At 63.8% G+C, this 24,101-nt stretch carries 12 protein-coding genes and 1 pseudogene; 9 read left to right on the top strand and 4 right to left on the bottom strand.

Features of this window, described 5'->3' with window-relative positions; genetic code table 11:
• The first annotated feature begins 114 nt into the window (after positions 1-114).
• The 3 genes from XpruCFBP8353_RS14175 to XpruCFBP8353_RS14165 all read left to right on the top strand — a co-directional run bounded on the left by XpruCFBP8353_RS14175 (position 115) and on the right by XpruCFBP8353_RS14165 (position 7,185).
• The gene (locus tag XpruCFBP8353_RS14175; RefSeq protein ID WP_101363798.1) at positions 115-4,209 is read left to right on the top strand and encodes a CHASE domain-containing hybrid sensor histidine kinase/response regulator; all 4,095 of its coding nucleotides are present in this window, start codon (positions 115-117) and stop codon (positions 4,207-4,209) included.
• 34 nt (positions 4,210-4,243) lie between these two features.
• Positions 4,244-5,230 (top strand): HD-GYP domain-containing protein, encoded by a 987-nt coding sequence (locus tag XpruCFBP8353_RS14170; protein ID WP_101363797.1) that lies wholly within the window; start codon positions 4,244-4,246, stop codon positions 5,228-5,230.
• Between the two features lie 527 nt (positions 5,231-5,757).
• Positions 5,758-7,185, top strand: coding sequence for a DHA2 family efflux MFS transporter permease subunit (locus XpruCFBP8353_RS14165; RefSeq protein WP_101363796.1), 1,428 nt, complete (start codon positions 5,758-5,760; stop codon positions 7,183-7,185).
• Positions 7,186-7,249: 64 nt separating this feature from the next.
• Here XpruCFBP8353_RS14165 and XpruCFBP8353_RS14160 read toward each other — a convergent pair whose 3' ends face one another.
• A complete protein-coding gene (locus tag XpruCFBP8353_RS14160; RefSeq protein ID WP_101363795.1) occupies positions 7,250-8,086 on the bottom strand; it encodes an oxidoreductase in 837 nt (278 codons plus the stop codon).
• Positions 8,087-8,433: 347 nt separating this feature from the next.
• The gene (locus XpruCFBP8353_RS14155) at positions 8,434-9,009 is read right to left on the bottom strand and encodes a TetR/AcrR family transcriptional regulator (RefSeq protein WP_101363794.1); all 576 of its coding nucleotides are present in this window, start codon (positions 9,007-9,009) and stop codon (positions 8,434-8,436) included.
• A gap of 321 nt (positions 9,010-9,330) precedes the next feature.
• Here XpruCFBP8353_RS14155 and XpruCFBP8353_RS14150 point away from each other — a divergent pair, with 321 nt between their 5' ends.
• From XpruCFBP8353_RS14150 to XpruCFBP8353_RS24315, 3 genes and pseudogenes are all read left to right on the top strand, one after another.
• Positions 9,331-10,104 carry an SDR family NAD(P)-dependent oxidoreductase gene (locus XpruCFBP8353_RS14150; RefSeq protein ID WP_101363793.1) on the top strand — a complete coding sequence of 258 codons (774 nt, stop codon included), beginning with the start codon at positions 9,331-9,333 and terminating at the stop codon, positions 10,102-10,104.
• Between the two features lie 184 nt (positions 10,105-10,288).
• A pseudogene (locus XpruCFBP8353_RS24320) lies at positions 10,289-10,999 on the top strand (NADP-dependent oxidoreductase); the annotation flags it as partial.
• Positions 11,000-11,087: 88 nt separating this feature from the next.
• Complete coding sequence (locus XpruCFBP8353_RS24315; RefSeq protein WP_243391117.1) at positions 11,088-11,318, top strand: zinc-binding dehydrogenase; 231 nt, start codon at positions 11,088-11,090, stop codon at positions 11,316-11,318.
• Between the two features lie 902 nt (positions 11,319-12,220).
• Here the strand turns inward: XpruCFBP8353_RS24315 and XpruCFBP8353_RS14135 are convergent.
• Positions 12,221-17,230 carry an NAD-glutamate dehydrogenase gene (locus tag XpruCFBP8353_RS14135; protein ID WP_101363791.1) on the bottom strand — a complete coding sequence of 1,670 codons (5,010 nt, stop codon included), beginning with the start codon at positions 17,228-17,230 and terminating at the stop codon, positions 12,221-12,223.
• A 277-nt stretch (positions 17,231-17,507) separates the two neighbouring features.
• Here XpruCFBP8353_RS14135 and XpruCFBP8353_RS14130 point away from each other — a divergent pair, with 277 nt between their 5' ends.
• The 3 genes from XpruCFBP8353_RS14130 to XpruCFBP8353_RS14120 are packed head-to-tail and all read left to right on the top strand — an operon-like array spanning position 17,508 to position 22,672.
• A complete protein-coding gene (locus tag XpruCFBP8353_RS14130; protein ID WP_101363790.1) occupies positions 17,508-18,167 on the top strand; it encodes a TetR/AcrR family transcriptional regulator in 660 nt (219 codons plus the stop codon).
• Positions 18,168-18,181: 14 nt separating this feature from the next.
• Positions 18,182-19,489 carry an efflux RND transporter periplasmic adaptor subunit gene (locus tag XpruCFBP8353_RS14125; RefSeq protein WP_101363789.1) on the top strand — a complete coding sequence of 436 codons (1,308 nt, stop codon included), beginning with the start codon at positions 18,182-18,184 and terminating at the stop codon, positions 19,487-19,489.
• 12 nt (positions 19,490-19,501) lie between these two features.
• Positions 19,502-22,672, top strand: a complete 3,171-nt coding sequence (locus XpruCFBP8353_RS14120) for a multidrug efflux RND transporter permease subunit (protein WP_101363788.1) — start codon at positions 19,502-19,504, stop codon at positions 22,670-22,672.
• 400 nt (positions 22,673-23,072) lie between these two features.
• Here the strand turns inward: XpruCFBP8353_RS14120 and XpruCFBP8353_RS14115 are convergent, their stop codons facing one another.
• Positions 23,073-24,068: a LacI family DNA-binding transcriptional regulator gene (locus tag XpruCFBP8353_RS14115; RefSeq protein WP_101363787.1), complete on the bottom strand. Its 996-nt coding sequence runs from the start codon at positions 24,066-24,068 to the stop codon at positions 23,073-23,075.
• Positions 24,069-24,101 lie beyond the last annotated feature (33 nt).

The raw sequence follows: 24,101 nt of genomic DNA, 5'->3' as shown, positions 1-24,101 counted from the left end.
ATGAGGTGCAGGCTTAGGGGACTGCACCGCCATAGCATCGTCAGGCGGTACCACGAGGTCGATGTATGTCGGCCAGCATTCTGGGCACGTAACAGGTAAGGCGAAGGAACGAACATGCCGAAGGGCCGCTGGGATTTGCGCAGGATCTATGGGCGTCGCGCATTCTTTGGTGCACTGCTGATCCTGATCGCCGGCCTGATTGCCGCCATCGCCACCGGCGTGTGGCTGCAACGGCATAACGAGCTCGAACGCGAGCAACGGTTCCAGTACGTGGTGCGCACGCTGGCACGCAACATCAGCGAACGCATGTCCACCTTCGAGCATGGCTTGCGCGGCGCACGCGGTGCGGTGATCGGCGCAGGCAGCGACATCATCAGTCGAGAACGCTTCACCTTGTACAGCCGCTCGCGGGATTATCCGCGCGAGTTTCCCGGCGTGCTGGGCTATGGCTATATCCATCGCGTCGCCCCGGCCGACGAAGAAGCGTTTTTGCAGGCCGCGCGTGCCGACGGTGCGCCGGACATCCATCGCCGGCCCTTGGCGCCGTGGGATGGCGAGCGCTACATGGTGTTGTATTTCGAGCCGGAATCCTCAGGCAACCGGCCGCTCGGCATCGATATCGCCTCCGAGCCGCGTCGGCGTGCCGCCGCCCTGCAGGCCGCGCGCAGCGGGGAGCCGATCATGACCTCGCCGATCTCGCTGTCCGGTTACCGCATTCCTAGCGAAAGCGGTTTTTTGGTGTTGTTGGCGATCTATCGCGAAGGCATGCCGCTGCAGACGCCGCAGCAGCGCATGGTCGCCACCAGTGGCTGGGTGTATGCGCCCTTCAGCGTCGAGCAAATGGTGCAAAGCGCATTGGGCGAACGCGACGACGTTGCGCTGGATCTGTCCGACCGCAACGAGCCCACCCACAATTTCTATCGCAGCGGCACGCCGGCCAGCGACAGTGCGCTGCGTCCGCCGGTCGTGCGGTTGTTGCCGATCTATGGCCGCACCTGGGTCATCACCGCCCATCCCACTTCCAGCTTCATCGCCTCGCTCAACCAGAATTCGCCCTGGTTGATCGGCGGGCTGGTGATGGCCGGTTCGGTGCTGTTTGCCGCCCTGCTGGTGTTGTATTTCAGCAATGGGCTACGCCGCGAAGAAGTGCTGCGCAAGCAAATGGAGTTGGCTGCGCTGGTCAGCCATTCCAGCGAAGCCATCGTTGCCGAAACTCCGGATGGGCGCATCACGCACTGGAATCCTGCCGCCGAGGCGATGTTCGGTTACACGGCCCAAGAGGCGATCGACCAAGACCTGACCATGCTGCTGGCGCCGCAGCCCTATGCGATGCCTGAGATCGACCATGCCGACGCTGCACTGGCGGGCAACGCATCGGCTGCACAGACCATGCGCCATCGCGACGGACATCAGGTGCATGTGCTGGCCAGCAAAGCGCCCATCATCGAAAGTGAAGGCACACTCAGTGGGCATTCGCATTTTTTCCGCGATATCTCCGACCGCGTGCGCTCGCATCAACGCATCATCGATCTCAACGCTTCGCTCGAACATCAGGTGGCCGAACGCACCAGCGAGCTGGTTAAGTTCTCGGTGCTGCAACGCGCGATCCTGGCGCACGCCGGTTACGCCATCATCGCCACCGACTCCGGCGGCTTCGTCACGCTGTTCAATCCGGCTGCGGAAAAACTGTTGGGTTACAGCGCTGCAGAAGTGATCGGCCGGCGCAAGGCCAGCCAGTTCATCGAGCAGGAAGAACTGCAAGAGCGCGCGCACATGCTCGCCGATCAGACCGGTACGCCGGTGGCGCATACGCTGGAAGCGATCGCCGCACTCACCAGCCTGGGTCGCAGCGATACCAACGAGTGGACCTACGTCAGCCATGACGGGCGTCGCCTGCCGGTGCTGCTGACCTTGAGCACCCTGCGCGATGACCACGATCAGGTGATCGGCTACCTGGGTGTGGCGGTGGATCTCACCGAGCAAAAGCTGCGCGAAAAACAGCTACGTCTGGCGATGGATGCGGCCAAGAGCGCCAACCAGTCCAAGTCCGATTTTCTGGCCAATATGAGCCACGAAATCCGCACGCCCATGAACGCCATCCTGGGCATGCTGTACCTGCTTCAGCGCAGCGAACTGCCCGGCGCCGCGCAGGAAATGGTCACCAAGATCGACCGCTCCGCACGCACGCTGCTGGAAATCATCAACGACATTCTGGACTTCTCCAAGATCGAGGCCGGGCGCATCGATCTGGAACATGCCCCGTTCGATCTGAACCAGCTGTTCGACAACATCGCCGACCTGATGCGCTCCTCGCTCAGCGCCAAGCCGGTGGAAATGATCGTCGAGCCCTTGCCGCGCGACAGTCGTTGGCTGCAGGGCGATGCGCTGCGCATCAATCAGGTGCTGGTCAACCTGGTCGGCAATGCAATCAAGTTCACCGAACAGGGGGAAGTGGTGCTGTCGGTGCGGCGCTTCCCCAGCGGCGACCCCAACAAACTCAAGCTGCTGTTTTCGGTACGCGATACCGGCATCGGCATTTCTAAGGAAAAGCAGAGCCTGATCTTCTCGCCGTTCCTGCAGGCCGACACCTCCACCAGCCGGCGTTACGGCGGCAGCGGCCTGGGCCTGACCATCAGCCGGCGCTTGGTCGAATTGATGGGCGGCGAACTGGAAGTGGAAAGCGTGCCCGGCCGCGGCAGCGAATTCTATTTTGTGGTGACGCTGGAAAAATCCGCGCCACCCCAGGCACAGCGCGAATTGCCGGCCTTGCCGCCGGAAGCGATGCCGCGCGTGCTGATCGCCGACGACCACGATGCAGCGCTCAACAACCTGGTGCGTATTGCCTCCGAACTTGGCTGGCGCGTGGACGCGGTGGCCAGCGGACAGGCCGCGCTACAGGCGATCGAAGAGGCCGTTGAGCCCTACGATATTTTCCTGCTCGACTGGCGCATGCCCGATGTCGACGGGGTGGCCATCGCGCGTGAGATCCGTGCGCGCGCCACGCCTGGCCCGCATCCGGTGATCGTCATGGTGACCGCCTACGAGCGTCGCCTGCTGGAACAACATCCCGAGCAACAGGATCTGGATGCGGTGATGACCAAACCGGTGACCGGCGCGGCCCTGCATCGGTTGGTCGAACAACTGGTCGACGAACGCCCAGGCGCCCGCCCGGCTGCCCCCACATTCGTTGCGCGTCGTCTGGAAGGCGCGCACCTGCTGCTGGTCGACGACAGCGAAATCAATTGCGAAGTGGCGCAGCGCATTCTCGAAGGCGAAGGCGCCATGGTCACCGTCGCCCACGATGGCGAACAGGCCGTCGGCACGCTCAAGCGCGCGCCCAACCTGTTTCACTTGGTGCTGATGGATGTGCAGATGCCGGTGGTGGACGGCTACGAGGCGACCCGCCGGCTGCGCCAGATCCCGGCCCTGGCCAGCCTGCCGGTGATTGCGCTGACCGCCGGCGCATTCCGTCCACAGCAGGAAAAAGCGCTGGAAGCCGGCATGAATGGGTTTATCGCCAAACCGTTCAATGTCGAAGAATTGGTCACTGCCATTCGGCATTTTCTGCAGCCGGGCATGCAGCGAATCCCGTCGCTTCCGCATGAGGCCGAGGTGCACGCCGGCACCGAGTGGGAACATAGCGAGCCGGAACTGCTGGACGCGGCGCGCGCGCGCAGCCTGTGGCGCGAACGCGAGCCGTATGCGCGCTATCTGATCAAGCTGCTGCGCGACAACCCGGACCCGGCGGAAATGGCCGCCGAGCATCTGCGCCGCAACGAATTGCCGGCCATCGGTGCGATGGCGCACAAGTTGCGTGGCGCGGCCGGCTCGCTCGCGCTGCCGGCGCTGGCTGGTGCGGCCGGCGATCTGGAAACGCGCATCGAGGAAGGACACGACATTACCGCCTCGCTGATCGCGTTGAAGGACGTCATGCAGCGCACCGCTGAGGCGATCCGGGCGTTTTTGCAGCATGGCGACACCGAGATTGCTACCGACGACGATGGCGTTGCATTGGATGCAGACAGCGTGCAGATCCTGACATCGGCCTTCGCCAGCGACGATGCCGACCAGATCGACCACGCATTGCTGATCTGCGCGCCACATTTACCGCGCACACTGCAGGAAGCGTTGCACCGCGCCGTCGAAGATTTCGACTTCCGTCGCGCCGAAACCACGTTGCGCGATTGGCAGACGACCCACCTGCACTGATCGCGCTCCCCGAGCCGCTTGGCAAGGATCCAGCATGCCGTCCCGTCCCCTGCTGTGTGTCGACGACGAATCCAGCAATCTGGCCACCCTGCGCCAGTTGCTGCGCGACGACTTCGCACTGGTCTTCGCCAAATCCGGCAGTGAAGCCCTGGATGCGGTGACGCGCCACACGCCCAAGTTGATCCTGCTGGATGTCGAATTGCCGGACATGGACGGCTACGCGGTAGCGCGCGCGCTCAAGCAGCAGCCATCCAGCAACGCCATCCCGATCCTGTTCGTGACCTCGCGCAACAGCGAGCACGACGAACGTCTGGGGCTGGACGCGGGCGCCGCCGATTACGTCAGCAAACCCTACTCGCCTGCGCTGCTCAAGGCACGCATCGCCACCCAGTTGAAGCTGGCCGAAAACGCGCGTCTTGCCCAGCAGTACCGCGATGCGATCCATCTGCTCGGCACCGCCGGCCAGGGCCAGGACTCCGACACCGGCGCGCATATCTGGCGCATGGCGGCGTATGCGCGGATCCTGGCCGAAGCGGTGGGCTGGTCGCCGCGGCAGGCGCAGACTCTGCAGGACGCCGCCCCGTTGCACGACGTCGGCAAGATCGCGGTACCTGGCAGCATCCTGCAAAAGCCCGATTCGCTGGACGAGCACGAACGTTCGGTAGTGCGTCAGCACCCGCAGGTCGGCCACGATCTCTTGCGCAACGGCCGCGGTCCGGTATTCCAGTTGGCAGCAGAAATCGCGCTGCATCATCACGAATGCTGGGACGGCAGCGGCTATCCCAAGGGATTGTCAGGCGATGCCATTCCCGAATCGGCACGCATCGTGACGGTGGCCGACGTGTTCGACGCGCTGTGCGGACGGCGCGCCTATAAGGCGCCATGGACAGTGGAAGACGCCATGCGCAAGCTCGACAGCATGGCAGGCAAACAACTGGAACCGCGCCTGGTGCAGCATTTCCACGCGGCATTGCCGCAGATTCTGCAGATCAAGGACGCCTGGGACAGTCCTGCGCCTTAGCGTGATCTGGGCGGGTCCATGCGCAGATCCAGGTGGTCAATGTGCCGACACAGGCAGGTGAGGAACCAAGCCCACGCGACATGAGGTTGGCTGGCGTCTGCCGTACCCGCCCCCACCGGCGCGCACCGGCTCGCGCTTGCGACGCGGGCGCCCAAAGCCACACGCGCCAGTGGCGCATGAGCATGCCTTTTCGCATCAAGGTGAGAGGGGGCTCAAGCTTGGCGCCCTTCTCCTGCCGGGACATTGTCCTGCCTGGGAAGAAGGTGCCTTGCAGGGGCGAATGAGGGCATGCGGCGCGAATACCTCCCCTTGGCAACTGGCGGTTGCGCATCCTCCCCAGGCCAGCCCTCTCCCGCGCCGCGCGCCGCATCCCCACCAAACGCACGCAGCGTTGCTGCCATTGGCTTGAACGCAAAGCTACACAGGCAGACAATACAAAAATGTTGCGCCGCACAAGACCGTGCGACGCGGGCCGACCCTGTTGCCATCTGCGGCGCAGGGCGTGCGGCCCCGCAACCGAGAGTCCGATGTCCTCCAGCGCGTCCGAGGCCGGCGCTACGCCGCCGCGTTATCCCGATTACCGCATCATCTCGCTGATCCTGGCCTGCGCCATTTTCATGGAGCAGATGGACGCCACCGTGCTCGCCACCGCGCTGCCGACCCTGGCGCGCGACTTCGGCGTGGCCGCGCCGGCCATGAGCATCGCCATGACCGGCTATCTGCTCGCATTGGCAGTGTTGATCCCGGCCAGCGGCGCCATCGCCGACCGCTTCGGCCTGCGCCGCGTGTTCGGCGCCTCCATCTGGGTGTTCGTCGGCGGCTCGATCCTGTGTTCGCTGGCCGACAGCCTGCCCACCATGGTCGCCGCGCGGGTGCTGCAAGGTGCGGGCGGCGCAATGATGGCACCGCTCGGCCGGCTGATCCTGCTGCGTACGGTTGAGCGCCGCCATCTGGTGTCGGCCATGGCCTGGACACTGGTGCCAGCCTTCATCGGCCCGATGCTCGGCCCGCCACTGGGCGGCTTTTTCGTCTCGTATCTGGATTGGCGCTGGATCTTCTACATCAACGTGCCGATCGGCATCGCCGGCTTTCTGCTGGTACGGCGTTTTATTCCGGAGATTCCCACTGAATCGGCGCCGGCGCGGTTTGATCTGCGCGGCTTCGTGCTGTGCGGCACCGCGCTGGGCTGCCTGCTGTTCGGCCTGGAGATGGTCAGCCAGGAAAACGGCCTTGGTGAAGCCAGCTGGCTGCTGGCGATCGGCAGCAGCGCTGCGCTGGGATATCTCTGGCACGCGCGTCACCATCCCGCTCCGCTGCTGGATCTGAGCCTGCTGCGCATCGACTCGTTCCGGTTGTCGGTGATCGGCGGCGCACTGATGCGCATCACCCAGGGCGCGCAGCCGTTTCTGTTGCCGCTGCTGTTTCAGATCAGCTTCGGCATGAGCGCTGCGCATAGCGGCCGGTTGATCCTGGCCACCGCGCTCGGCGCACTGTTGATGCGCACCATCACCCCACAATTGCTGCGTCGTTTCGGGTATCGCAACAGCCTGATCGGCAACGGCGTACTCGCCAGCCTGGGCTACATGGTGTGTGCGTTGTTCCGCCCCGATTGGCCGCCGGCATTGATGTTCGGCCTACTGCTGTGCTGTGGCGGCTTCATGTCGTTTCAATTCGCCGCCTACAACACCATCGCCTACGAAAACGTGCCTGCCGCGCGCATGAGCCGCGCCAGCAGCCTGTACACCACCCTGCAGCAATTGATGCTCTCGGTCGGCGTCTGCGCCGGCGCGATGATCCTCAACCTGGCGATGCTGGCCGGCGGCCACGCAACGCCGCAACAAGACGATTTTTCGCTGGCATTCTGCATCGTCAGCCTGATTTCGCTCAGTGCCACCTGGTGGCATGTGCGTTTCGACAAACATGCCGGGCAGGAAATGAGCGGACATCGAACATGACGCAGACGCGACGGCATCGCTGACTGGGAGATGTCGTGGTGTAAGCCGCTCTAAGGCCCCAGGCTCAGCTGGCGCGGGCCGCCGCCTTTGTATCCAGCTGCAGGTTCTTGCGAATCAGCGCCTGGAATACGCCGGCCGGTACGAACCGCCGCAAGACCTGCAGTTGCCCGGCGATCTTGCCCGCGGTGTAGCGCACCTTCGGGTGTGCAGCGCGCGCGGCCTTCACCACCACGTCCGCGACTACCGCTGGCTCGTCTGCGTTGGCCATGGCCTGCGCGACCACCTTGCCAACTTGCGTGCGCACCTGCGTGTAGGTTTCCAGCGGTGCATCGGGAGCCAGATTGTTCGCTTCGAACAGGGTCTTGGTATACGCAGGTTCGATGACCGTGACCCGGATGCCATAACTGCGCAGCTCGTGGTCCACGGCTTCGGAATAGCCTTCCACCGCGTGCTTGCTGGCCGCATACAGTGCCGCATACGGGGTGGGTACCAGGCCGATGATCGAGCCGATGTTGATGATGCGGCCGCCGCCCTGTTTGCGCATGTGCGGCAGCACCGCGCGGGTCATGCGCACCACGCCCAGGAAGTTGGTGTCGAGAATGGCCTTGGCCTGTTCGATCGAGCTCTCTTCCGCTGCTGCGGGCGAAACGCCGAAGCCGGCGTTATTGACCAGTAAATCGATCCGCCCTTCCAGTTGCAGCAGTTCGTTGACGGCTGCATCCACCGATTGATCGTTGGTCACATCCAGCGCCAGCAGTTTGAATGCACGCGGCGCAGTCTGCGCACCACGCCGGCTGGTGCCGTACACCGTGTAACCGGCGGCGGCCAATGCAACGGCAGTGGCTTCACCAATACCGGACGAGGCGCCGGTCACCAGCGCCACCAGAGGTTTGCGTTTCATACGAGATCCTTGAAGAGTTGGATGAGGAAGCGGCAACGGCTCAACGCGCGAACGGCTGCCAGGGCGAAATGGCGGTGCGGCAACGCATACCGGCAATCGATTGCCGGCTTGCAGGCGGTGTTGCGGTGGTGCTTGTCGACACACCCACACCATGGGCAGGTAAACAACCGATGCGGCGCGGCCCACTGCAGCAGACGGCTGCAGGCACGCGACACAGGACACATCGAATGCCGAGAGGTGTGGGCACCTTACGCAGCGCAGGCATGCGCACGGCATTGCTTCAGGTGTTGCCTTGCCGGGCGCGCGCAGCGATCGATGCATGCATCGTGCTGCGTGCGCCGCTTGTGCTAGTTGGAAGGTTGCAGCGACGCGAGCACTGCATCGCGGCATACCGCAATGATTTCATCGGCCAGCGGCGAATCGTCCGGGCAGGCACGCGACAGCACGATCGCGCCGATGGCGTGCGCCATGATGTCCAGATTCGTCGCCCGTTCGTGGGCGGCCGCCACCGTGCCGGGTGCTGCGCCACTGCGGTCCAGCGCTGTCAGCAGGTTTTCGATGCCGTCCGCGAACGTCTGCCGCACCTCATCCGGCTGACGCGCTGCATCGGCGCCCAGGGCGGCCATCGTGCAACCGGTCGCGGTGCTGTCGCGGTGCCCGCGTGACAGGTAGAAGTTCACGAAATCCGCCTTGTCCACCTGCTCGGTCTGCGCTGCGATGTTGGCCAGGCCGCAGGCAGCCGATTCGGCCATCAGGTCGGCCTTGGACCGGAATTGTTTGTAGAAGCCGCCGTGGGTGAAGCCGGCGGCGGCCATCAGGTCGGCAACGCCGATGCCTTCGTAGCCACGTTCGCGAAACAGCCGCGAGGCCGTCTCCACGACGTGCGCCCGGTTGGCCTGGGCCTGCGCCTTGGTCACTTTCATGGTTGGGACACTCCGTGGGCTGGGTTCGGGATGGCGGAAGCCTACATTGATGTCAATCGTAATCAAAGTGTTGACATCTTAGATTTCGATCGTAATCTTTGTCAACCACGGACTGAAGAGAAACAGCAACAAGCGACTTTTCGGTGTTCGAGCCATACGCCCTGGGCACCTCGCGCTACGCGATCGCATCGTGATGACGCCACCGACCCGCGACCCGCGTGAGACGGCCTGGTGCCCAGCCCGCTGACGATTACCCACCCTGTCCGGCCAAGGCCTTGCTGCCTGGCCCATGTACCAACCACTCTCATCAAGGATCGTTCCATGACCACACCTCCCGCTGTCCTCATTACCGGCGCCTCCACCGGCATCGGCGCCGTCTACGCCGAACGCTTCGCCCAACGCGGCCACAATCTGGTGCTGTTCGCACGCGACAAGGCCCGCCTCGATGCCCTTGCCGCAAGTCTGCACACCACCCATGGCGTCGCCGTCGATGTGTTGCAGGCGGACCTGACCCACGCTGCCGATGTCGGCAAGGTCGAAGCACGTCTGCGCGACGATGCGCAGATCGGCGTGTTGATCAACAACGCCGGCATCGCGCAGTCCGGCGGCATGCTGCAGCAGGATGCCGAGAGCATCGAGCGTCTGATCGCGCTCAACATCACCGCGCTGACCCGGCTTGCTGCCGCTGTCGCGCCGCGCTTTGCCGCTGCCGGCAACGGCGCCATCGTCAATCTTGGTTCGGTCGTCGGGCTGGCTCCCGAATTCGGCATGAGCGTGTACGGCGCCAGCAAGGCCTTCGTGCTGTTCCTGTCGCAAGGCTTGCATGTGGAACTCGGCGCCAAGGGCGTCTACGTGCAGGCAGTGCTGCCGGCCGGCACGCGCACCGAGATCTGGGAGCGCGCCGGTATCGACATCACTATGGACGTTGGCGAACTGGTCGATGCTGCGCTGGTCGGTTTCGACCGCCGCGAATTGGTGACGATTCCGCCGCTGCACGTGGCCGCGCGTTGGGACGCACTGGATGGTGCACGCCAGGGCCTGTTGTCCGACATCCGTCAAGGCAGTGCTGCCGAGCGCTACCACGCCAAGGCCTGAGTCGGTGCAATGCCAACGCGACGCTCCTGTAGCGGCCGTCGCGTTGAGCCTGGGCTGACCTCAAGCGGCACACCCGCTGTTCCGCGCTGCCCGGCCACGCACACGCAGCATCCACTGCACATCGCCTGCATGACCTGCACGCTGGCTTGCACCTCACACACCACAACCACGCATCGGATCGCCCATGAAAGCACTCACCTTCCAGCGCTATGGCAAATCGCCCGGAGTCGGTTTTTCCGAGCTGCCCCGCCCCACCTTGCAACCCAACCAATTGCTGGTCGAAGTGCATGCGGCGGCGGTCAATCCGGTCGACAACATGGTCATGACCGGAACCTTCAAACCGGTGCTCAAATTCGACCTGCCTGCCACGCTGGGCAGCGATCTGGCCGGCATCGTCACCGAGGTCGGCAGCCGCGTCACGCGCTTCAAGAAAGGCGACGCCGTGTTCGCCAGCGTGTTCGATCAGGGCACCGGTTCGATGGCCGAATTCGCGGTGGTACCTGAAAGCGCTGCCGCGCTGAAGCCGGCGAATCTGGACTTCGTCCAGGCCGCGTCCATTCCCATGGTCGGGCTCACCTCCTGGCAGGCCCTGACCGAGCGCGCCGGGCTGCAGCGCGGTCAGAAGGTCTTCATTCCTGCCGGCTCCGGCGGCGTCGGCACCTTTGCCATCCAGCTCGCAAAACAGATTGGCGCACACGTGGGAACCACCACCAGCACCGGCAACGTCCCGCTGGTGCGCAGCCTGGGCGCCGACGACGTGGTCGACTACAAGACGCAGGAATTCGAAAACGTGCTGCGTGGCTACGACGTGGTGCTTGGCACCACCCGGGGCGATGCGCTGGAAAAATCTGTCGGCATCCTCAGCGCTGGCGGCAAGATCGTCTCGATTGTCGGCCCGCTGGATGCGGCATTCGCCCGCGCCCGGCGCTTGAACGGTCTGCTGACATTCGTGTTCGGGCTGATGAGCCGCCGTGTTCGGGCTGATGAGCCGCAAGATCAAGCGCCTGGCCAAGAAGCACGATGTGGCGTATTCGTTCCTGTTCGTCCGCCCGGACGGCGCGCAACTGGCCAAGATAGGCGAACTGCTCGAAGCCGAACGCATCCGCCCGGTCATCGACAGGGTGTTTCCGTTCGAACAGGCAAAGCAGGCCCTGGACTATCTCGCGCAAGGCCGTGCCAAGGGCAAGGTGGTGGTGGCTATCAATAGACAATAAGACGGATACCCGAGACAAAGGCAACAGCAAATCGGAACTGCAACATAAAATTTAAAAAAATAAAAAATAAAAAATGTTTACACCGGTTCAGCCAAAAAATAATCCACCTTTCGGTGGATTATTTTTAACATCACCAGTCAACCGCCGATCTCAAGCTCCACCTACGCCACAACTTCTTGTTCGATTGTACGTGTAGGAGGTAAGCACCCAGCCGCCACCGCTGCCTTGAGGACCCGATTGCCACGTATATGTCCATGTCCTAGCAATACCGCCTCCGCAACTTGACACTCCGAATGTTTGACCATTAGAACCACCTGCCGGAAGTGGTACAGGTGGAGCCTCTTGAAGTGGGCGAATTACGCCGCTATCGGTGCTTGAAAGGCGTACTGTGATGTTTCCGGAAAACGTAACATTCGAATCAAACGACGTCCCTGCCCCCGGTGCTGTTGATAGCCACTGCGCAATCTGCTTTGCTTCATGCGACCCTGCCGCATAAGTTGTTTCGCTGGTTATCGATGTTCTGGCACGATTTTCCTGACCAAAACCTATTAGTGGGAAGGCAATAGAAGTGACGAGTAACAACTTGGCTGCGAATGCGTACATGCGTTGCATAAATTCTCCATGAATTTTTTACCGCAGGCCGAGTATTGCTCGAAAGAGTTAACAGAACATGAATCATTTTTTTTATATTATCTTATAATATGTATTTATACTTTTCAGTGTGTGTGCAGGCGATATGTGACTTGCCCCCCTCTAAGGCGCTTTTCTAATAGTGAATTGGCAACCCTTGAAACACGATAAAAGGGCTGCCCACTGGCAGACTATTCGCTGGAAGCAATTGCAGTGAAACAGAGAAGCGCGATGACGGATTCTCAGCTCCGCCATCGCGCTTCGATCTGCGCTTACAACCCGTGCGCCGCCAACTGACCCAACCGTTGCACCGCCACCGACACGGTCGGGTAATCGAGCGTCTTCTGCTCGGCCACATCGGCCAGCATGGCCAGGGTGAAGCGCAGGCTGGAGTCGTCGCGTGCCAGCCAGGTGGCCACCTTGTCTTCGGCAGTGCTGCCTGACATCGTCAACACCTGGCCGACCAAGGCGCATTGATGCGCGGCCAGCTCGTCGCGCAGCACGCCACGTGCCACCGCATGCCAGCGGCCGTTGACCTCCAGCGCGTCGATCTGCTCGAACAACCACGGCAGCCGCAGCGCTTCGCCCAGGCGGAAATGCACCTTGGACACGTCCACCGGCTTGAGCTTGCGGGTGCGCGCGGTTTCGATGATGTCGAAGGCCGGCTCCAGATAACGCAGCTCGGACAACTGCTGTGCGAGTGCCGGCGTCAGGCCCTTGTCCTGCCATTCCTGCACGCTGGCTTCGTACTGCGGGCGCTGCGCATCCGACAACACGCCCGATGCCACGCGGATGTCGTTGAACGGGCCGTGGTAACGCTCCACCGCTGCGGTGATGCCCGGCATCTGGCCCGGACGCAACAACAACCAACGCACGAACGAGCGTTGCAGGCGCCAGATCACTTCCAGCGCATCGATCTGCACCGACTCGGGCACCTTGCCGTCCAGCGCATCGATCTGCGTCCACAGCGCGCGCGCATCCAGCGTTTCGCGGCTGATGGTGTAGGCCTTGGCCACCTCGCCGATGCTGCGGCCGGTGTCTTCCTGCATGCGCATCAGGAAGGTGGCGCCCATGCGGTTGATGGTGGTGTTGGTGACCGCGGTGGCGATGATCTCGCGCTTGAGGCGATGGCGCTCCATCGCATCGGCGTACTTCTTCTGCAGCGGCTGCGGGAAGTAGCGTTGCAGTTCCTTGGACAGATACGGGTCTTCGGGAATGTCCGATTCCAGCAACTGCTGGAACGCCACCAGCTTGGAGTAAGACAGCAGCACCGACAGCTCCGGCCGGGTCAGCCCCTGCCCACGCGCCTTGCGTGCCGACAGCTCGGCATCGGAGGGCAGGAATTCGATCTGGCGGTCCAGCAGGCCCTGCAGTTCCAGCGTGCGGATGAAGTGCTGCTTGGAACCCAGGCGCTTGACGCTCATGCGCTCCATCAAGCTGATGGCCTGGTTCTGGCGGTAGTTGTCCCACAGCACCAGGTCGGCCACTTCGTCGGTCATCGACGCCAACAGCTTGTTGCGCGCGTCGTAGGTGAGCTTCTTGGCCTGCACCATGTCGTTGAGCAGGATCTTGATGTTCACCTCGTGATCGGAGGTGTCCACGCCGGCCGAGTTGTCGATGAAATCGGTGTTGAGCAACACGCCGGTCTGCGCCGCTTCGATGCGGCCGAGCTGGGTCAGTCCCAGGTTGCCGCCCTCGCCCACCACCTTGCAGCGCAGCTCGCCGCCGTTGACGCGCAGGCCGTTGTTGGCGCGGTCGCCCACATCCGCATGCGACTCGCTGGACGCCTTGACGTAGGTGCCGATGCCGCCATTCCAGAACAGGTCCACCGGCGCCTTGAGGATGGCGTTCATCAGCTCGTTCGGCGAGAGCTGCTTGACGTTGGATTCCAGCCCAAGCGCCTCGCGCACCGGCGCACTGATGTCGATCGACTTGAGCGTGCGCGGATAGATGCCGCCGCCGGCGCTGATCAGCTTGGCGTCGTAATCGGCCCAGCTGGAACGCGGCAGCTTGAACAGGCGCTCGCGCTCGGCGAACGAGGCAGCGGCATCCGGCGACGGGTCAAGGAAGATATGCCGGTGATCGAACGCGGCCAGCAGGCGGATGTGCTTGGAGAGCAGCATGCCGTTGCCGAACACGTCGCCGGACATGTCGCCGATGCCGACCACGCTGAAGTCCTGGCTCTGGCAATCGCGGCCCATGGCGCGGAAGTGACGCTTGACCGACTCCCACGCGCCACGTGCGGTGATGCCCATGCCCTTGTGGTCGTAGCCCACCGAGCCGCCGGAGGCGAACGCATCGCCGAGCCAGAAGCCGTGATCCAGCGCCAGCCCGTTGGCGATGTCGGAGAACGTCGCGGTGCCCTTGTCAGCCGCGACCACCAGATACGGGTCGTCCTGGTCATGACGCACCACCTGTGGCGGCTGCACGATCTTGCCGCCGACGATGTTGTCGGTGATGTCGAGCAGGCCCTGGATGAACAGCTTGTAGCAGGCGATGCCTTCTGCCTGGATCGCATCACGGTCGCCCCCCACCGGCGAGCGCTTGACGTAGAACCCGCCCTTGGCGCCGACCGGCACGATGACGGTGTTTTTGACCATCTGCGCCTTGACCAGGCCCAGCACCTCGGTGCGGAAATCCTCGCGACGGTCCGACCAGCGCAGGCCGCCGCGCGCCACCGCGCCAAAGCGCAGGTGCACGCCTTCCACCCGCGGGCTGTAGACGAAGATCTCGCGGTACGGACGCGGCTTGGGCAGGTCCGGCACGCGCGACGAATCCAGCTTGAAGCTGATGCAGTGTGGGTGCTTGCCGTTCTTGTCGGTCTGGTAGTAGTTGGTACGCAAGGTCGCATCGATCACATCCATGAAGCTGCGCAGGATGCGGTCTTCGTCCAGGCTGGAGACGCGGTCCATCAACTTCAGCAAGGTGGCGCGGGTGGCCTCCTGCTGTGCATCGCGGTCGCCGCCGCGCGCTTCCAGCACGGATTCCAGTGCCTTGAGCGTAGCGTCGTCGCCGCCTGCCAGTGCAGACAGTTCCTCGCGCAGGCGCTCCTGGCCAGCAAAGATCTGTGCCTTGGTTTCGCTGCCGGTGGACGGATCGAAGCGCGCTTCGAACAACTCCACCAGCAAACGCGCCAGCAACGGGTAACGGGTGAACGTGGCTTCGACATAGGCCTGCGAGAACGGCACTGCGGTCTGCAGCAAGTACTTGCAGTAGCCGCGCAGCAGCGCGACCTGGCGCCAATGTAGGCCGGCCGCCAGGATCAGGCGATTGAAGCCGTCGTTTTCGGCATCGCCGTTCCAGATGCGCTCGAAGGCTTCGCCGAAACTGGCATCGGCATGCGCGGCATTGATCTTGCCGGCAGTGGATTCGACCTCGAAATCCTGGATATAGACCGGCGTCTCGCCCACCTGCAGCCGATACGGCCGCTCGGAGATCACGCGCAGGCCCATGTTTTCCATCATCGGCATCGCATCGGACAGCGGAATGTCGTCGAGCTGGCGATACAGCTTCAGGCGCAGGCCTTCGCCCGCATCCAGGCGCACGCCATCGTCGCGACGGATTTCCTGCAGGCTCAGATGCAGATCGTTCGGGCCATCCAGCGATGCCAGGTGTTCGACGTCCGACACTGCCGATTCGATCGACGAATCTTCGATATAGCCGGCCGGCAGCGCGCGACCGAAGTTGGCTGCCATACGCAGCCCATTGGCTTCGCCGTGCCGCGCCACCAGCGCCTCACGCAGCGCATCGCGCCAGTTGCGCAGCAAGTGCGCCAGCCGCGATTCGAGTTCGGTGGTGTCGAATTCCAGTGCCTCACCGCTCTTGGGCCGCACGATCAGATGCAGCTGGGCCAGTGGCGATTCACCCAGCACCACGCTGGAATCGATGTATTCGCCGTGCAGCGCGTCCTTCAACAAGGCTTCGATGCGCAGGCGCACATCGGTGTTGAAACGTTCGCGCGGGATGTAGACCAGCGCCGAGATGAAACGCCCGTACTTGTCGCGACGCAGGAACAGGCGGCTACGCACGCGCTCCTGCAGCCCGAGGATACCCATCGCGGTGCGGTACAGCTCTTCCTCGTTGGACTGGAACAGCTCCTCGCGCGGCAGCGTTTCCAGGATGTGGCGCAAGGCCTTGCCGCTATGGCTGCTCGGGGTCAGCCCCGACTTGCTCATCACGTATTCGTGGCGCTGACGCACCAGCGGAATTTCCCACGGCCGGCGGTTATAGGCACTGGAGGTGAACAGACCCAGGAAGCGCTGCTCGCCGACGATGCGACCCTTGGCATCGAATTCCAGGATGCCGATGTAATCCATGTAACCGACGCGGTGCACGCGCGAACGGGCATTGGTCTTGGTCAGGATCAGGGCGTCCTTGCGCTTGGACGAGGCATTCAGGCCGTGCGCGGCCAGCGTGGTCACCGGACGTGCCGGCGAGGTGTCGCGCCCGCGCAGCAGGCCCAGACCGGTCTCTTCCAGCGGCGCCAGCACGTCCTGGCCGTCCTGCTTCTCGACGCGGTACTCGCGGTAGCCGAAGAAGGTGAAGTGGTCGGCCGCGGCCCAACGCAGGAATTCCTGCGCTTCATGTCGGTTGATGTCGTCGATCGGCAGACGACGCGTCGCCAGATCGTCGGCCAGCATGACCATGCGCTCGCGCATCGCCGACCAGTCCTGCACGATGGCGCGCACCTCGGCCAGTACCTTGCGCACCGCCGCTTCCAGCTTGGGCATTTCTTCCGACGGCTGGCGGTCGATCTCCAGCACCATCAGCGACTCGCTCTTGCCCTCGCCCACTGCGGTGAGCTTGCCGGCCTTGTCACGCGCAATGCGCAGCACCGGGTGGCCCAGCACATGCACGCCGATGCCCAGGTCCGCCAGCGTCATGCTCACCGAATCCACCAGGAACGGCATGTCGTCGTTGACGATTTGCAGCAAGGTATGCGGCGACTCGTAGCCGTGGCTCTTCAAGGTGGGGTTGAACACCCGCACATTGACCGTGCCGGCCTTGCGCGCACGTGCAAATTCCAGCATGTCCGATGCCAGCGCCGCCCATTGCTCCGGCGGATGGTTCGGGAATTCGTCTTCCTCCATGCGCCGGTAGAAGTCGGCGGCGAACGCCTGGACTTCGGCCTGGCGCGCGGCCGGGTAGCGCTTGCGCAACGCGGCAAACACCGGCTCGAGGCTGACCGCCTGCGGTTCGGTGGCAAGCACGGGGACGGCACGTTCGGCGACCGGTTTGACCGACGTCGTGGACGATTTCGAAGCGGCTTTCTTGGCTGTCATGAGTAGAGCTGGAATGCTCGGTGGAAAACTGAATTGTACCGATGCGCGATGACGACGCCTTGCTGCATAGCGCAAAAATGCGGCCCGCCGTGGCCCGTTGCAGCGCGCAAAAGCACTACATGTGTGTAATTTCTATAACCGGACAGTGCCATGCTGAAGTTGGATCGCCACACCCGGCAAAGTCCGGTCGAGTGCTTGGCACATCAGGCGTTGTGCAGACGAAACCGCGCCCGTCAAGCCTGTTTAAAAACTAAACTGGACGGTATAGTCTACCGCCATGACCACTCGTCCCCACCGTGCTGCCCGGCGTTCGGACTGCGACCGCCGCATCCATGCGGCTGTGCATGCGCTGCTGGCCGAGCGCGGCATGCGGCTGAGCATGGACGCGGTGGCCGAGCGGGCCGGCTGCTCCAAGCAGACCCTGTATAGCTATTACGGGTGCAAGGAGAATCTGCTGCGCGATGTGCTTCAAGACCACGTGCATCTGGCGGCCGGTCCGCTGGGCACGGTCTCCGGCGATCTCCACGCCGATCTGCTGGCCTTTGCACTGGCCCATCTTGACCGTTTGAACAACCCCGATGTGCTACAGACCTGCCGTCTGGTCGAAGCCGAGTCGCACCGGTTCCCCGACCAGTCGCAGCAGATCTTCCACGACAGCGTGGTCGGCATGCAGCAGCGTCTGGCGCATCGCTTCGAGCAGGCGATCGACGCGGGCCAACTGCGGCATGACGATCCGCACTTCATGGCCGAATTGTTACTGAGCATGATCGTCGGGCTGGATTTCGACCGCCAACGGTTTCAGGTTCCTCATCGCGCCGGCCTCCCCGCCAGGCAGCAGTGGGCGCAGTTCGCCGTGGACACCTTCTTGCGTGCGTTTGCTCCGGCACATGCCGCGCCAACGCTGGCACCGCCTTCTCTTTTCACTTCAAGACCCTAACGGAGTTCCTCCTGATGATTGCCCCGCTCCGCTCCTTCGGCCTGGCCTGTGCCATTACCGTGGCGCTCGCTGCCTGCAGCAAGCCCGAACAACAGCAGGCACCGCCGCCGCCGGAAGTGTCGGTGCTGGAGATGAAGCCGCAGACGCTGCCACTGGAACGTGATCTGGTCGGCCGCCTGTCAGCGTACCGCTCGGCCGATGTGCGCGCACGCGTGGACGGCGTCGTGCTCAAGCGCCTGTACACCGAAGGCGCCAACGTCAAGGAAGGCCAGCCGCTGTTCCAGATCGACCCGTCCCAGTTGAAGGCCACGTTGCTGCAGGCACAGGGTCAGCTGGCGGCCGCCGAGGCGACCTATACCAATGCCAAGATCGCCGCGACGCGTGCGCGCAGCCTGGCGCCGCAGCAGTACGTCTCGCGCGCCGACATCGACACCGCCGAAGCCAACGAGCGTTCTTCCGGCGCCAGCGTGCAGCAGGCGCGCGGTGCGGTCGAAGCGGCGCGCATCCAGCTCGGCTTCGCCAGCGTCACCTCGCCGATCACCGGCCGCGCCGGTATCCAGCGGGTGACCGAAGGCGCACTGGTCGGTGCGGGTGAAGCCACCCTGCTCACCACCGTGGACCAGATCGACCCGCTGTACGTGAACTTCGCCATGAGCAGCGAGGAACTGGCCGCCCTGCGTCAGGCGCAGAGCAGCGGCAACGTCCAGCTCAGCGGCGACGGCAAGTCCACCATCAACGTGGAACTGGGCGACGGCACGCAGTACCAACACCCCGGCACGCTGGACGTGTCGGCGGTGACGGTGGACCCGAGCACCGGTGCGGTATCGCTGCGCGCAACCCTGCCCAACCCCGAACAATCGCTGCTGCCGGGTGCGTTCGTGACCTTCAAGGCCAGCCTGGGCCAGCGCAACAACGCCTACCTGCTGCCGCAGCAGGCGGTGCAGCGTGATGCCACCGGCGCCTATGCGCTGGTGCTGGGCAAGGACGGCAAGGTGGTGCGCAAGAACCTCACTGTCGACGGCCAGCAGAAGGGCCAGTGGATCATCACCGGCGGCATGACCCCGGGCGACCAAGTCATCGTCGATGGTGTGCAGAAGGCCAAGGAAGGGCAGCCGGCCAAGGGCGTGCCGTGGGATCCGAACAAGCCGGCACAAGGCGGCCAGCCGGGTGCACCGGGCGCGGCTCCCGCCGCCGCCCAGGGTGGCGGCGCGCAGGCCGCACCGGCAGCCGACAAGGCCGATGCAGCGGCACCGGCCGCGCAGGAACAGTCCAAGCCGGACGCTGCGGCGCAGCCGGCCGACTCCCAGTCCAAGCAGCAGTGACGGAACCCGGACATGCCTAAGTTTTTTATCGAACACCCGATCTTTGCGTGGGTGGTGGCGATCTTGATCTCGCTTGCGGGCGTGATCTCGATCCTGAATCTGGGTATCGAGTCGTACCCGACGATCGCCCCACCCCAGGTCACCGTCACCGCCAACTTCCCCGGCGCCAGCGCCGACACCGCCGAGAAGGCGGTGACCCAGGTCATCGAGCAGCAGCTCACCGGTATCGACCACCTGCTGTACTTCAACTCGTCCTCGGCCGCCAACGGCCGCGTGACCATCACGCTGACCTTCGAAACCGGCACCGACGCGGATATCGCGCAGGTGCAGGTGCAGAACAAGGTGTCGTTGGCCACGCCGCGTTTGCCGTCGGAAGTGACCCAGCAGGGCGTGGTGGTGGCCAAGGCCAACGCCGGCTTCCTGATGGTGGCCGCGTTGCGCTCGGACAACCCGTCGATCAACCGCGACGCGCTCAACGACATCGTCGGTTCGCGCGTGCTGGAGCAGATCTCGCGCGTGCCCGGCGTGGGCAGCACCAACCAGTTCGGCGCCGAGTACGCGATGAACATCTGGTTGAACCCGGAGAAGCTGCAGGGCTACAACCTGTCGGCGACCCAGGTGCTGACCGCGGTGCGCAACCAGAACGTGCAGTTCGCGGCCGGTTCGGTGGGCGCCGACCCGACCCCGGAAGGCATCAGCTTCACCGCCACGGTCTCGGCGGAAGGCCGCTTCAGCTCGCCCGAGCAGTTCGAAAACATCATCCTGCGCACCGACAACAACGGCGCCACCGTGCGGTTGAAGGATGTCGCACGGGTCACCGTGGGGCCGAGCAACTACGGCTTCGACACCCAGTACAACGGCAAGCCCACCGGTGCCTTCGGTATCCAGCTGTTGCCGGGCGCCAATGCATTGAACGTGTCCGAGGCGGTCGGCGCCAAGCTCGACGAGCTGCAGCCGACCTTCCCGCAGGGCGTGACCTGGTTTGCGCCGTACGAATCGACCACCTTCGTGCGCATCTCCATCGAGGAAGTGATCCACACCCTGGTGGAAGCCATCGTGCTGGTGTTCCTGGTGATGCTGCTGTTCCTGCAGAACTTCCGCGCCACCGTGATTCCCACGCTGGTGATTCCGGTCGCGCTGCTGGGCACGTTCTTCGGCATGTACATGATCGGCTTCACCATCAACCAGCTGACGCTGTTTGCGATGGTGCTGGCGATCGGCATCGTGGTCGACGACGCGATCGTGGTGATCGAGAACGTCGAACGCATCATGAGTGAAGAGCATCTGGAGCCAAAGGCGGCCACCCAGAAGGCGATGACCCAGATCACCGGCGCGGTGGTGGCCATCACCGTGGTGCTGGCGGCGGTGTTCATCCCCTCCTCGCTGCAACCGGGCGCTTCGGGCGCGATCTACAAGCAGTTCGCATTGACCATCGCCATGTCGATGGGGTTCTCGGCATTCCTGGCGCTGAGCTTCACCCCGGCGCTGTGCGGCGCGTTCCTCAAGTCGACCCACTCGACCAAAAAGAACTGGATCTATCGCACCTTCGACAAGTACTACGACAAGCTGGCGCATCGCTATGTCGGCGTGGTCGGCCACACCCTCAAGCGCTCGCCGCCGTGGATGATCGTGTTCGTGGTGCTGGTGGTGCTGTGCGGCTTCCTGTTCACCCGCATGCCGGGCAGCTTCCTGCCAGAAGAAGACCAGGGCTTTGCGGTGGCCATCGTGCAGCTGCCGCCGGGCGCGACCAAGATCCGCACCAACGAGGCGTTCGCGCAGATGCGTGCGGTGCTGGAGAAGCAGCCGGCCGTGGAAGGCATGTTGCAGATCGCAGGCTTCAGCTTCCTCGGCTCGGGCGAAAACGTCGGTATGGGCTTCATCCGGCTCAAGCCGTGGGAAGAACGCGATGTCACGGCCGAGCAGTTGATCCAGCAGCTCAACGGTGCCTTCTACGGCATCAAGGGCGCGCAGATCTTCGTGGTCAACCTGCCCACCGTGCAGGGCCTGGGCCAGTTCGGCGGCTTCGACATGTGGCTGCAGGACCGTTCCGGTGCCGGCCAGGAAGCGTTGATCCAGGCACGCAACATCGTGCTTGGCAAGGCGGCGGAAAAGCAGGACGCCCTGGTGGGCGTGCGCCCGAACGGTCTGGAAAACTCGCCGCAACTGCAGCTGCACGTGGATCGCGTGCAGGCGCAGTCGATGGGCCTGAATGTCAGCGACATTTACAGCTCGATCCAGCTGATGCTGGCGCCGGTGTACGTCAACGACTACTTCGCCGAGGGGCGCATCAAGCGCGTCAACATGCGCGCTGACGATCAGTTCCGCGCGGGCCCGGAGTCGCTACGCAACTTCTTCACTCCCAGCACCACAGCCACCGGTGCCGACGGCCAGCCGGCAATGATTCCGCTGAGCAACGTGGTCAAGGCCGAGTGGACCTACGCGTCGCCGGCGTTGAACCGCTACAACGGCTATTCCGCCGTGAACATCGTCGGCAACCCGGCCCCGGGCGGCAGTTCCGGCCAGGCGATGAGCGCGATGGAAGATATCGTCAACAACGATCTGCCACCGGGCTTCGGCTTCGACTGGAGCGGCATGTCGTACCAGGAAATCATCGCCGGTAATGCCGCAACGCTATTGCTGGCGTTGTCGGTGGTGGTGGTCTTCCTGTGCCTGGCCGCGCTGTATGAAAGCTGGTCGATTCCGGTGGCGGTGCTGATGGTGGTGCCGATCGGCGTGCTGGGTGCGATCACCTTCTCGATGCTGCGCGGGTTGCCGAACGATCTGTACTTCAAGATCGGCATGATCACGGTGATTGGTCTGGCGGCGAAGAACGCAATCCTGATCGTGGAATTCGCAGTGGAGCAGCGTGCGGCAGGCAAGACACTGCGCGAAGCCACCCTGGAAGCGGCGCATCTGCGTTTCCGCCCGATTCTGATGACCTCGTTCGCGTTCATCCTGGGCGTGTTGCCGCTGGCCATCTCCACCGGTGCCGGCGCCAACTCGCGTCACTCCATCGGTACCGGCGTGATCGGCGGCATGGTGTTCGCCACCGTGCTCGGCGTGATCTTCATCCCGCTGTTCTTCGTGGTGGTGCGCCGCATGCTGGGCGACAAGCTGGACGAGCAGTCCAAGGAATATCTGGCCGTGCAGAACGAAGGTGGACCCCACCGCCCGGATCGCTAAGCCAGGCATTGGCTGCAAACCCAAAGCCCCGGCATTGCCGGGGCTTTTTTATGCACCGCTACGAACCACGCCACGATGCGGCGTCACGCAAGGGCGAGTGGTTACGACTCGAATCTCGAATGGACTGCGGTGAATCGTCCTAAAACGGCTGATCTGCGCCATGGCTGCAGCGCCCTTGCCCGCTCGTCATCGCGGGACACGCTGCAAGTACGTCCATGCACGCTGCTCGGCGGCATGGATACCGCCATCGAGCCGCCACGGATGGATTCACGGCGTGTCCGGCAAGTGGCGAGGACGCCACGCGCTCGACGAAGTAACAGCTGTTGACCTGACGCCTTCGACCGCATCACACGAACGAACACGCGTGACGTGCCACGGAGCCAACGCTCCCCCGGAGCAGTCAGATGCCCGGTATGCGCGCGCCGGTGGACCCACGCACCACGCAGCGCCCGGTCATGACCAAGCGGCGGATCGGCAATTGCGGATTGCTTAGCCGTTCCAGCAGCAGCGACATTGCGGCACGGCCCATGTCTTCGACCGGCTGCTCGACCACGGTGATGCCCGGCTCGACCAGGTCGGTCCAGCGCTCGTTATCGAAGCCCGCCAGGGCCAGGTCCTGCGGCAGGCGCAGGCCGGCGGTGCGCGCGGCTTTCAATGCCCCCATCAGCAGCAGGCTGTTACTGGTGACGATGGCTTCGGGCCGGTTGTCGTTGGCGAGCCATCCACCCAATTCGGCAATCGCCGCCTCGGCAGTGGGCGCCACTTCGTGGTAATCCGGCTCCAGGCCCTGCGCACGCATCGCGGCCAGGTAACCGTCGCGGCGCTCGGCGGCCGTGGTGCTGGTGCTGCCGAACAGTCCACCGATGCGCCGATACCCCTGTGCTTGCAAGTGCGCAACCAGCTCAGCCATGGCCGCGCCGTTGTCGAGCACCACACTGTCATAGCGGCTGCCGGGGCCGGCGCGATCCACCAGCACGGTGGGGTAATCCAGGGCCAGCTCATGCATGCGTCCCACGGTCACGCGGGTCGGCGCAAAGATCAGCCCGGTGATGCGTTCTTCCTGCATCAGCTCCAGGTAGAGCGCCTCACGCTCGGGATCTTCATCGGTATTGCACAGGGTGACGCGCATACCGGCACGGTAAGCGACCTCTTCCACTGCACGAATCAGCGCCGTGAAGTACGGATTGCGGATGTCGGCCACGATCACCCCCAGGATGCCGGACTGCTGGGATCGCAATCGCCGCGCCATCAGGTTGGGCCGATAGCCGGTCTGGCGCACCGCGGCTTCGACCTTGGCACGCACCTCGTCGCTGACCGGGCCGGTGCCTAGCGCACGCGAGACCGTGGATTTGGACACTCCGGCCACGCGGGCCACGTCATTGATGCTGATACTCACTGGGACCGTTCCCGCTCCATCTGCGCACCTTGA

Origin of the sequence: Xanthomonas prunicola (genome assembly GCF_002846205.1) — a bacterium.
Classification (GTDB): domain Bacteria; phylum Pseudomonadota; class Gammaproteobacteria; order Xanthomonadales; family Xanthomonadaceae; genus Xanthomonas; species Xanthomonas prunicola.
The sequence above is the reverse complement of the archived record's forward strand: the minus strand, read 5'-3'. Positions and strand labels throughout refer to the sequence as shown.